Annotated in this window: 7 protein-coding genes and 2 pseudogenes; 7 read left to right on the top strand and 2 right to left on the bottom strand. The window is 50.7% G+C overall.

Annotated elements, in window-relative coordinates:
- Positions 1-716, top strand: a 716-nt coding sequence (locus tag KHU33_RS01050; protein WP_211460647.1) for an alpha/beta hydrolase, incomplete at its 5' end; no start/stop codon positions are given.
- 136 nt (positions 717-852) lie between these two features.
- On the opposite strand, the pseudogene KHU33_RS01045 reads toward KHU33_RS01050, so the two are convergent.
- Positions 853-1,294, bottom strand: a pseudogene (locus KHU33_RS01045) (IS3 family transposase); the annotation flags it as partial.
- Positions 1,295-1,454: 160 nt separating this feature from the next.
- On the opposite strand from KHU33_RS01045, the pseudogene KHU33_RS01040 reads away from it, so the two are divergent.
- Positions 1,455-1,594: pseudogene (locus KHU33_RS01040) on the top strand (IS3 family transposase); the annotation flags it as partial.
- 67 nt (positions 1,595-1,661) lie between these two features.
- Here the strand turns inward: KHU33_RS01040 and KHU33_RS01035 are convergent.
- A complete protein-coding gene (locus KHU33_RS01035) occupies positions 1,662-2,594 on the bottom strand; it encodes a LysR family transcriptional regulator (RefSeq protein ID WP_211460645.1) in 933 nt (310 codons plus the stop codon).
- A 129-nt stretch (positions 2,595-2,723) separates the two neighbouring features.
- Between KHU33_RS01035 and KHU33_RS01030 the strand changes: the two genes are divergently transcribed.
- From KHU33_RS01030 to KHU33_RS01010, 5 genes are all read left to right on the top strand, one after another.
- Positions 2,724-3,512: a putative hydro-lyase gene (locus tag KHU33_RS01030; protein ID WP_211460644.1), complete on the top strand. Its 789-nt coding sequence runs from the start codon at positions 2,724-2,726 to the stop codon at positions 3,510-3,512.
- 101 nt (positions 3,513-3,613) lie between these two features.
- Complete coding sequence (locus KHU33_RS01025; RefSeq protein ID WP_211460643.1) at positions 3,614-4,900, top strand: MFS transporter; 1,287 nt, start codon at positions 3,614-3,616, stop codon at positions 4,898-4,900.
- 20 nt (positions 4,901-4,920) lie between these two features.
- A complete protein-coding gene (locus tag KHU33_RS01020) occupies positions 4,921-8,550 on the top strand; it encodes a hydantoinase B/oxoprolinase family protein (RefSeq protein WP_211460642.1) in 3,630 nt (1,209 codons plus the stop codon).
- Between the two features lie 247 nt (positions 8,551-8,797).
- On the top strand, positions 8,798-9,796 hold the full coding sequence (locus KHU33_RS01015) for a TRAP transporter substrate-binding protein (RefSeq protein WP_211460641.1): 999 nt from the start codon (positions 8,798-8,800) through the stop codon (positions 9,794-9,796).
- A gap of 106 nt (positions 9,797-9,902) precedes the next feature.
- Positions 9,903-10,658, top strand: a complete 756-nt coding sequence (locus KHU33_RS01010) for a carbon-nitrogen hydrolase family protein (RefSeq protein ID WP_211460640.1) — start codon at positions 9,903-9,905, stop codon at positions 10,656-10,658.
- Positions 10,659-10,684 lie beyond the last annotated feature (26 nt).

Genomic DNA, 10,684 nt, shown 5'->3' with positions numbered 1-10,684 from the left:
ACCTGCATGGTGGAGCCTTCGCTGTGCGCGCTCCATTAGCTGATAGACGCTACTGCGCAAAATTGTCTCGCGGCACTAGCATGCCTGTAGTCTTGGCAGTCTATCGCCTCGCGCCAGAGCATCCTTATCCTGCAGGACTAAACGATTGCTGCCGAGTTTATGAATCCCTGTTGGAACTAGGAATTCCTTCGAGCCGGATCGTACTTGTCGGTCATTCGGCGGGAGCAAACCTCGCATTGGTACTTCTGATGCGAACAAAGAAAAGTGGACTATTGCAACCCGCAGGTGCAGTCCTGCTTTCAGCACCGACGGACATGACCGCCGCCAGTGCCTCTGCAATTACAAATGCAGAAAATGATCCGATGCAGGGGCCTAATATTTGGCCCTGGGTCAAAGACATATATTTCGGTGTCACGTCTCCTGATAATCCAGAGTTATCGCCACTTTTTGGGACGTGGTCTGGTCTCGCGCCGATGCATTTTCACGTATCTGATACTGAAATTATATTAGACGACAGCCTTAGAGCTGTGGAGCGTGCAAAGGCAGCTGGCTGTGATGTTGCCCTGACGGTATGGCATGACGTGCCACATAATTTCCCGTTCGTTGATTACCTTGCTGAAGCAAAGGATTGTCAAACGGAGGCTGTTACATTTATCAATCGTGTGGTAGGTGCGGAAAGGGATCGTAATCACGCCAGGACAAGTCTGGCTAACTAAACCTTGAGTGTCCGCTGTCTCGAAGTGTGAACGGCAGTTCAGACGATTATCCACAATTAGTTTGTATAGTTTCGACAGTTTGGCCTTCCCCCAGCAGCACGGCCAGCTAGGCTTTCACAATCATATTAAACTGAGTGTCCCTGCAGTTCCCTTTACGGCTCATGCTGCAGATAAAACCATGGCTGGCCAACAGTGCTTGGCCGCCGCTGTTGAACCGCCATGTGCAAGGCATCGCAGACCAGCTTAGCCGGCATGCTCGGCGCCATAGCCCAGCCAACCACCTTGCGCGAGAACAGGTCGATTACCACTGTCAGGTACAGCCAGCCGTCGCCGGTGCGCACGTAGGTGATGTCGGAGACGTAGGCCCTGTTTGGCGCAGCCGGATTGAACTGGCGGGCCAGCACGTTGGCTGCGATCGGCAGATCATGCTTGCTGTCAGTAGTGTGAATGAATTTGCGTTTCCAAACTGGTTTTAAACCCGCCTGGCGCATCAACCGGCGAGCCTTGAAGCGCCCGACCGTGATGCCGCGGTTTGACAGCTCCGTCACCATACGGCGGCGGCCATAGCTCTGGTGGGATAGGGGCAAATCGGCGTGACTGTGCTCGACAGACATCGGATCGTCTTGCGGCCATACCTTGGCTGCGACGAGCAGCGCCAATCCCGCAAATATTCCCAATCCGGCGAAAGTAACGGATAAGGAGGTTTTTGCGCCCAACCAACCGGTTACCGGATAGCTTAGCAGGAAGCACTATCGAACCAGGGATGATTTACGTGCAGACGTGTTCGACTACATAGAAGGTTTTACAATCCACGACGCCGGCATTCAACTATCAGCTATATCAGCCCGGTACAATTTGAAAATCAAAAATGCGCCTAGCGGAACTGTCCATGCTGCTGGGGGAAAGCCAGTAGTAATCCAACTTACTACAAGGCTTCCCAACTTACTACAAGGCTTCAATAGTGTTTTTGTCAAATTGTGCGGAATATTTGACGCACGCTGATCGTGCCGCAGTGGCTGCAGCATGAACCATTAATTCAGCGTTGTAGTGACGGCACATGGAAATCACAATCGAAGGAAGGATTGATTCCATCGGTAATTCCACAAATTGGCCACTCTCCAGATAATCAGAAACAAACAAGCTTGGTATAGCGGCGATACCGTAGCCATCTTTCACAAGTTTGATAATGGCCGCGACAGAAGGTGAACACGTAATACGTGTTTGCGTTGCCGGAATCCCTGCCTGATTGGCGAGGTTGGCTACAATCTCCTCCAACACCCGTTGTGGCGCCGTGCCACGTGCAAATGTCAATATCGGCCGTTCAAGAACGCGCTGGATCAACCCGGTTTTACGGCCCGACAGCAGCCCCTTTTTTGCGATCCATCGAACCGGATAAATGGCTAATGCATCCGATACGATTTCGCTGCTATTGATTCCCTCTACGCGGATGACGATGTCTAGCTCCTTTGCAATCAGGCGCTTCTCCAGAACGCTGCTCATGTCCACTGTCAGGTCAATTTCAAGTTCCGGGTAGTCCGTATTGAGCTGGTTTATGTAGTAGGAAAGCCAGCTATGTACCACGGACTCGATCACTCCTAGCCGCAAGCGCCCCCGAATTACACTTTCTTTGTTAGCTGCGATTTGCATCCTTTTTGTCGCATCAACTACCGACTTGGCGTAGCTCAATAAATACTCTCCTGTTGCAGTCAGCTTGAATTCCTTAGATGTGCGGTCAATCAGATCCGTTTTTAATTCTTCTTCCAGAGCTTTGACCCGTAATGATATTGCCGCAGGGGTGGCGTGAAGCTCACGCGCTGTCGCACGGAAACTTCGCAATTGGGCAAGTATCACAAAGGTCTCGATAAAGCGTGTATTCATGACAATCTCGAAGGGTTTTGAGTTAAGTAAAACTATACGCTAACGATGAAAATAACTAGTTTGTATCAATTTCTGATCGTGTTTATCTTACTGTATAAGTTTTATTTTCATGTTCTGTGAGAGCGATCCATGACACCTTTTGAGTTTCGGAGCAAAGTTCGTAACGGCCAATTTCGGGAGCCAACGGCTGGCCATTGCGGTGATTTCGCCCAGGCGAATCTGGCTATTCTTCCCAAAGCCTACGCAGATGACTTCTTAAACTTCTGTTCCCTCAATCCTAAGTCCTGCCCCTTGCTAGGAGTGGGGGGGCTGGGGAAATGGGATTTGGCGCGTATTGGTTCAAATATCGATATTCGAAGCGATGTGCCTGCTTATTACATTTACCGCGATGGGAAGTTGGCAGAAGAGCGCGCCTCATTACATGACGTATGGCAATCGGATTTTGTTGTTTTTGCCATAGGTTGCTCCTTTTCGTTCGAGCAAATGTTAATCAAGGACGGCATCCCATTGCGGCATATCGAGCAGCAAAAGAATGTTGCCATGTATAGGACTAACATCAAGAACAAAGCTGTGGGGCCGTTTGGCGGCAATATGGTGGTTTCAATGCGCCCGATGACAGCGGAAAATGCGATTAAAGCGATTCAGTTGACAGCTAGATTTCCGGCAATACACGGCGCTCCGATTCACATTGGCAATCCAATGGAGATAGGGATCGAAGATATTGGTCAGCCCGATTTCGGCGATGCCATAACGATTCTTCCAAATGAACTCCCGGTATTCTGGGCGTGCGGCGTGACGCCGCAAGAGGCAATACGCGCTGCCGGTTTATCGATTGCGATCACGCACAAACCAGGCTACATGCTGATTACCGATATCCCCAATTCAACGTTGGAATGTCCTGTAGGTACATACAACTAGATTTTGTTGCGCTGTTTTATTGAGAACCAATTGCAACAAGGAAGGGCCACGGTTAGTAGATGGCCGCTTACATAAGAAGTATTTGAACGTAGGAGACACAGATGAACAGTCGAGAGCAAACCATTCAAGTTGATCAGGAAGCTGATAGCCGTTCCTTTTCCTGGTTTCGTGCATTATCACCCAAAGAGCGTCGCACATTTTGGAGCTGCAAGATTGGTTATGCGCTCGATGCAATGGATACGCAATTTCTTAGTTTTGTCATCCCGACGCTGATTGCCACATGGGGCATCTCGAAAGGTGACGCTGGTTTGATTGGTACCGTCACTTTACTCACCTCGGCATTGGGTGGCTGGATTGCCGGCATTCTTTCTGACCGGATTGGCCGGGTAAAAACACTCCAGTTCACCATATTGTGGTTTGCATTTTTCACCGTCCTTTGCGGCTTCGCCCAGAATTACCATGAATTGCTCATTGCGCGTGGATTGATGGGTTTTGGCATGGGGGGAGAATGGACCGCCGGTGCAATCTTGATCGGAGAGGTGATTCGAGCTAAAGATCGCGGAAAAGCTGTTGGTATGGTGCAGGCAGGATGGGCTATCGGGTGGGGGGCATCCGCCATTTTATATGCCTTGATGTTTTCTTTGCTTCCCCCAGAGCTAGCGTGGCGCTCCCTGTTTTTAATCGGTGTATTGCCAGCTATTTTTGTTATCTTCATCCGCCGGTTTGTGGAAGAACCCGCAGTTTTTGTCGAGCAGAAACGCAAGGAGGAGAAAGGGGCTGAACGCGCTTCTTTTACTGAAATATTTTCCTCTCGCATGATCAGCACTACGCTACGGGCAGTGCTGCTGACAAGCGGCGCCCAAGGCGGTTACTACGCCATTACCACGTGGCTGCCTACGTTCCTGAAGACTGAGCGCAACTTAACTGTACTCGGTACCGGCGGTTATTTAGCGATGGTGATTGTCGGCTCTTATCTAGGTTACCTGGTGAGCGCTTATCTCACTGACAAACTCGGGCGTAAAAAGAATTTCATCTTATTTGCGGTGGGATCGATGGCAATCGCATGGGCATATACCCATATTCCGGTGACAGACCCGGTCATGCTGCTGCTCGGGTTTCCGCTAGGTTTCTTCACCGCTGGAATTTTCAGTGGCATGGGAGCTTTCCTCACCGAGCAATTTCCAACTCGGATACGTGGTTCCGGGCAAGGATTCTGTTACAGCACGGGACGCGCCATCGGTTCAGTATTTCCATTCCTGATCGGCTGGGCAAGCCATGATATGGCGCTCGGCCACGCCATCGGCGTATTTGCGGCAGTGGCGTATGGCCTCATGATTATTGCCGCCCTGACTTTCCCGGAAACTGGCGGCAAACAACTTGAATCATGATGAATAGTAAAGATACAGATATGAATAAAGAAAATAGCATCTCAGATCCGCGGTGGCAATTTTGGGTTGATCGCGGCGGTACGTTTACCGACATCGTCGCGCGGCACCCTAGCGGAAAACTGTTGACTCACAAACTGTTGTCGGAGAACCCTGAACAATACAAAGACGCGGCAGTCGCCGGTATTAAACGCCTGTTGGGACTCAAACCGGAGGATCACATTACGCCGGATCTGGTTGAGGCTGTGAAGATGGGCACCACGGTCGCGACAAATGCCTTGCTGGAGCGCAAGGGCGACTCTACTGTATTGTTGATTACCAAAGGTTTTCGTGACGCATTGCGCATCGCTTATCAAAATCGGCCACGTCTCTTTGATCGCCATATCGTACTGCCTGAGCTGTTGTACGAAAAAGTTGTAGAGGTGGCAGAGCGAATTGGCGCGCAAGGCGACATCATTCAAGTGATCAACGAGGAGCAGGTCAGAAACGATCTGCAGGCGCTTCATGCCGAAGGGTATCGGGCAATCGCTATAGTCCTGATGCACGGATACCGCTTCACACAGCATGAGGAAATCATCAGCCGAATCGCCGCCGAAACAGGATTCACGCAAATATCCGTGTCGCACAAGGTTAGTCCGATGATGAAGCTGGTATCGCGTGGCGATACTACCGTCGTTGACGCTTATTTGTCGCCGATTCTGCGCCGCTATGTCGACCAGGTCTCCAGTCAGATGGAAGGCGTGCATTTATTGTTCATGCAAAGTAACGGCGGCCTTACCGATGCGCATCGTTTCCAGGGAAAGGACTCAATTCTGTCTGGGCCGGCAGGCGGCATTGTCGGCATGGCACGCACTGCAAAAACCGCGGGTTTCAATAAAATAATTGGTTTTGACATGGGCGGCACATCGACCGACGTATCACACTACGCAGGCGAGTTCGAGCGAGAATTCGAAACGCAAGTTGCTGGCGTGCGCATGCGGGCGCCAATGATGAGCATCCACACAGTGGCCGCTGGCGGCGGGTCGATCCTGCATTTTGACGGCACGCGTTATCGCGTCGGCCCCGATAGTGCCGGCGCCAATCCCGGGCCGGCCAGCTATCGTCGCGGCGGGCAATTGGCCGTTACCGACTGCAATGTAATGCTCGGGAAAATCCAGCCCGATTATTTTCCAAATGTCTTCGGCCCGCATGCAGACCAATCCTTGGATCGCGAAGCCGTTGTTCAAAAATTCACCGCTATGGCAGAGAGCGTCTACCAAGCGACCGGCAACCGGCGCACACCAGAAGAAGTGGCAGAAGGTTTCATTGAGATCGCGGTCGGCAATATGGCGAATGCGATCAAATTCATTTCTGTGCAACGCGGCCACGACGTCACCGACTATACGCTCACAACCTTCGGAGGAGCGGGCGGCCAGCATGCATGTCTGGTAGCGGATGCTTTAGGGATGACGCGAGTTTTTGCTCACCCGTTTGCCGGCGTGTTGTCGGCGTATGGGATGGGGCTGGCCGATCAGACCGCAATGCGCGAGCAGTCCCTCGAAGTCAAATTGACCCAAGATGCAATGCCGACATTGGAAACCAGATTGCGCGCGCTTGCCGAAGACGCACGTCAGGAATTGCTGGCACAAAGAGTGAGTCCGAGCCGGGTTCAGATAGTTGAGCGCGCACATCTGCGATATGACGGCAGCGATTCGGTGATTGTCGTACCGTTTGATTCCGTGGCTAATATGTCGATGCAATTTGAAGCATCGTATAAAAAACGCTATTCATTTCTGATGCAGAACAAATCGCTGATCGTCGAAGCGATCTCAGTGGAGGCGATCGGTCTGTCAAATGACGCTGCTGAGGCGGTTGAGACGCTACCTGAACGCATCGGGCCGCTTCAACCCGCCGACAGCGTACGTTTATTCTCGGGTGGCGAATGGCATGAAACCGCGCTTTATCTGCGTGAGGCTACACGCCCAGGCGACGTCATTCGCGGCCCCGCAATCATTGCAGAAAAGAACGCGACGAACGTGATTGAGCCTGGTTGGGAAGCAGAAGTGACCAAGCTCAATCATCTTGTTCTGACTCGCGTTGAATCACGCAAGCAACGCAAGGCGATCGGCACAACGGCTGATCCAGTGGTGCTTGAAGTATTCAATAATTTGTTCATGAGCATCGCTGAGCAAATGGGACTACGGCTACAAAATACGGCCGTATCAGTCAATATCAAAGAACGCCTCGACTTTTCGTGCGCATTGTTCGACGGCGACGGTAATTTGATCGCCAATGCGCCACATATTCCAGTGCATCTCGGATCCATGGGCGATAGCATCAAGACCATCATCCATGAAAATGCTGGCAAAATGCAATGCGGTGACGTCTTCATGTTGAACGATCCGTATCATGGCGGTACCCATTTGCCTGACATCACCGTCATCACGCCAGTGTTCGACAAGATGGGCAAGAGCATTCTGTTTTATGTCGGATCGCGCGGCCATCACGCCGATATCGGCGGTATCACTCCCGGAGCCATGCCAGCCAATAGCACTGTTGTTGAAGAGGAAGGCATTCTAATCAATAACTTCCAGTTGGTGCGCGGTGGCTACTTCCTTGAACAGGAAACGGCTGCGTTGCTGTCTTCCGGCGAGTATCCGGCCCGGAATATTCCTCAGAACATGGCCGATTTGCAGGCACAAATTGCTGCGAATCAGAAGGGCGTCGAAGAGCTGCTGAAGATGGTGGATCATTTCAGCATCGAGGTGGTTCAAGCGTACATGAAACATGTGCAAGACAATGCGGAAGAAGCTGTACGTCGCGTGATCACGGCCTTAAAAGACAGCAGCTACGAATACCGGATTGATAATGGCGCTGTGATCAAGGTCGCAATTCGCGTCGATCATAAGACGCGTACTGCCGACATTGATTTCACAGGCACGTCGGCACAGTTGAACAATAATTTCAATGCACCAAGTTCTATATGCATGGCCGCTGTGCTGTATGTATTCCGTACCTTGATTGATGATGAAATTCCGCTCAATGCGGGGTGCTTGAAACCATTAAACGTCATCATTCCAGAAGGTTCAATGCTGAATCCACGTTATCCGGCAGCAGTAGTTTCGGGAAATGTCGAGACATCCAGTTGCATTACGAATGCTTTGTATGGAGCGTTAGGAATTCTTGGTTCTGCACCAGGAACGATGAACAACTTCACGTTTGGCAACGAAGAGCATCAATATTACGAAACCATTTCCGGCGGCTCAGGTGCTGGTCATGGTTTCAATGGCACAGACGTTGTGCAGACGCACATGACCAATTCCCGTCTGACCGATCCGGAAATACTTGAATGGCGATATCCAGTACGGCTCGATAGCTACGAAATCAATCCCGGCTCTGGCGGTAAAGGCCAATGGCGCGGCGGTAACGGCGCCACCCGCAAGGTCAGGTTTCTGCAGCCGATGACTGCCTCTATCTTGTCGAATAACCGTATCGTTCCGCCGTTTGGCGCGGATGGCGGCGGATCTGGGAAATGCGGAAGAAATTATGTTGTCCGCGTGGATGGTCAGCAGGAAGAGTTGAATTTTGTGGCCACTACGGCCATGCAGTCTGGGGATATCTTCGTAATTGAAACGCCGGGCGGCGGCGGCTATGGAGCACCGAAGAACATCTAATCACAGTTGGCAGTGCAATTGAAGCTGGATCTGGCGATTCAGCAATCAATTTGGGTATTCGTCATACATTTTGATGATTATCAAACCTAAGGATAGTCTGTAGTTATCTACTGGCATTCTGCTTTTTTGAAGGTGCCAGGTTTTCACGCTGGTGACTCTGATGAAGATCCTCAATATTTGCGCGTAAAGCTGTTAATTATGTAGATGCTGCAATGAATGCAATCAGGCCTAAGGGAGGAGCGCGCAAATGTTGAGAGAGCTAAGTTGGGGACGTTACTGGATCTGGTTATTGTTAGTGATGTTGAACCAGTCGTCATGGGCTGCGAGCCTCAATATCCAGATAGCATCCGCTTATGACTCAGACAATTTTCAGGCGGAGAATCTGCAGCATTTCGCTAGTGATGTAGCCAAGGCGACAGACGATCAGGTGAATTTTCAGATTCACACGGGAGGTAGGCTCCTGAAACCAGATGATATTTTCTCTGGCGTATTGGCAGGCAAGGCTGATGGGGGAGAGGTTTTGATGTCCTCTTTGACAAAGGTAGCCCCTTTGTTCGAGATTGACTCGTTGCCATTTATCGTCTCTGGATATGACGATGCTCATCATTTGTGGGAAGTGTCACGGCCAGGTATAGAAAAGGCGTTGTCGGACCATGGCCTCCAATTATTGTATGCGGTGCCGTGGCCACCACAAAATCTCTATTCCAAATTTCCGGTAAATGCGATACGAGATTTCAAGGGGCTTCGTATGCGCAATTACAATGCAACTACAGATCGTATTGCTACTTTGGTCGGCGCCACGCCGGTAATGATTCAAGTTGTCGATCTGGGGAAGGCAATTGCCGATCAAAAACTGGATTTGATGATTACTTCAAGCTGGACTGGAGTGGAAGAGAAAGCATGGACAAATTTGCGCTATTACTACAAAGTCAATGCTTGGATCCCCAAGAATATCGTATTCGTCAGCAAGAAAATCCTGGCTGGACTAGAGCCCAGCAGTAGGAAAAAAATCATTGACGCGGCGTATCAGGCAGAACAGCGCGGTTGGAAATCAAGTCGTGAAAACGATATCGGCTTTGAGAGCCAACTTGTGGCAAATAAAGTCAGTGTGGCAATCCTAGATCCACTCATCCAACGTCATCTGGATCGGATTGGTGAGGGTCTTGCACGTGAATGGTTCAAAAAAGCGAGCGGTGACGATATAGCAGTTTTGCTGAAATACATATCAGATCGCGCAATGAGGTAGTGCAGTCCTACGGACTTGAATTGTAGTAACTCAGACCTGATTCGACATACGGCGTTCGATTTCATCGAACCTGAAACATTTTCCTCGCTAATCTAGAAAAACACAAATGACAACCTTGACCATTGCTGCGGCACAATCAGTCTCAATTGCTGGTGACGTTAAAGCCAACATTTCTCGGCACCTTCGATTTATGGAACAGGCAGCCGATCATGGTGTGCAGCTTCTTGTATTTCCCGAATTGTCGTTAACGGGATATGAGAGGAGCTTGGGGCGTGAACTGGCAATGCGGCCAGATGCTGAAATATTGATGCCGTTGCGTGATTTGGCGCGACGTACGGGCATGACCACCGTTGTTGGGGCACCGATATTTGCCAATGAAAGCAATGACGTTTTCATTGCTGCCCTTGTACTTGGAAATGCCAATGGAGTGGGACTCTATACGAAGCAGCATTTGCATCCTGGAGAGGACGTTGTTTTTACAGCTGGTACTCCTGATGTAACTGTACCAGTCGCAGACATGACGGTTGCCTTGGCGATTTGCGCCGATATCGTGCATCCGTCGCATGCGGCTCAGGCTAAACAATTAAAAGCTAATGTTTACGCAGCGGGCGTGCTTATTACAGAGAAAGCTTATCCAACGGAGACAGAATTGCTTAGAACCTACGCTACCGAGCACAATATGGCCGTTTTAATGGCGAATCACGGTGGGGCGACAGGCGGCTGGAGTCCGATTGGGCGTAGCGCATTTTGGGCAGAAGGTGGGCGTTTGATCGTCGCTGCGCCGGGTGACGGGGATCTTCTGGTTATTGCAACACGGGATGCCAGTCGGTGGTCTGGCAAAATTGTCAGCGTGACGGCCTAGGCCATTACGTCGGCGATGAGGCAAAT

Source organism: Collimonas silvisoli (assembly GCF_018305005.1).
Taxonomy (GTDB): Bacteria; Pseudomonadota; Gammaproteobacteria; order Burkholderiales; family Burkholderiaceae_D; genus Collimonas; species Collimonas silvisoli.
Note: the sequence above shows the minus strand (reverse complement) of the source record. Positions and strands in the feature narration are given on the sequence as shown.

Excerpts from the sequence above, each read along its gene's own strand:
- KHU33_RS01035 (WP_211460645.1), bottom strand. The coding sequence starts at position 2,594 with ATGAATACACGCTTTATCGAGACCTTTGTGATACTTGCCCAATTGCGA.
- KHU33_RS01030 (WP_211460644.1), top strand. The coding sequence starts at position 2,724 with ATGACACCTTTTGAGTTTCGGAGCAAAGTTCGTAACGGCCAATTTCGG.
- KHU33_RS01025 (WP_211460643.1), top strand. The coding sequence starts at position 3,614 with ATGAACAGTCGAGAGCAAACCATTCAAGTTGATCAGGAAGCTGATAGC.
- KHU33_RS01020 (WP_211460642.1), top strand. The coding sequence starts at position 4,921 with ATGAATAAAGAAAATAGCATCTCAGATCCGCGGTGGCAATTTTGGGTT.
- KHU33_RS01015 (WP_211460641.1), top strand. The coding sequence starts at position 8,798 with ATGTTGAGAGAGCTAAGTTGGGGACGTTACTGGATCTGGTTATTGTTA.
- KHU33_RS01010 (WP_211460640.1), top strand. The coding sequence starts at position 9,903 with ATGACAACCTTGACCATTGCTGCGGCACAATCAGTCTCAATTGCTGGT.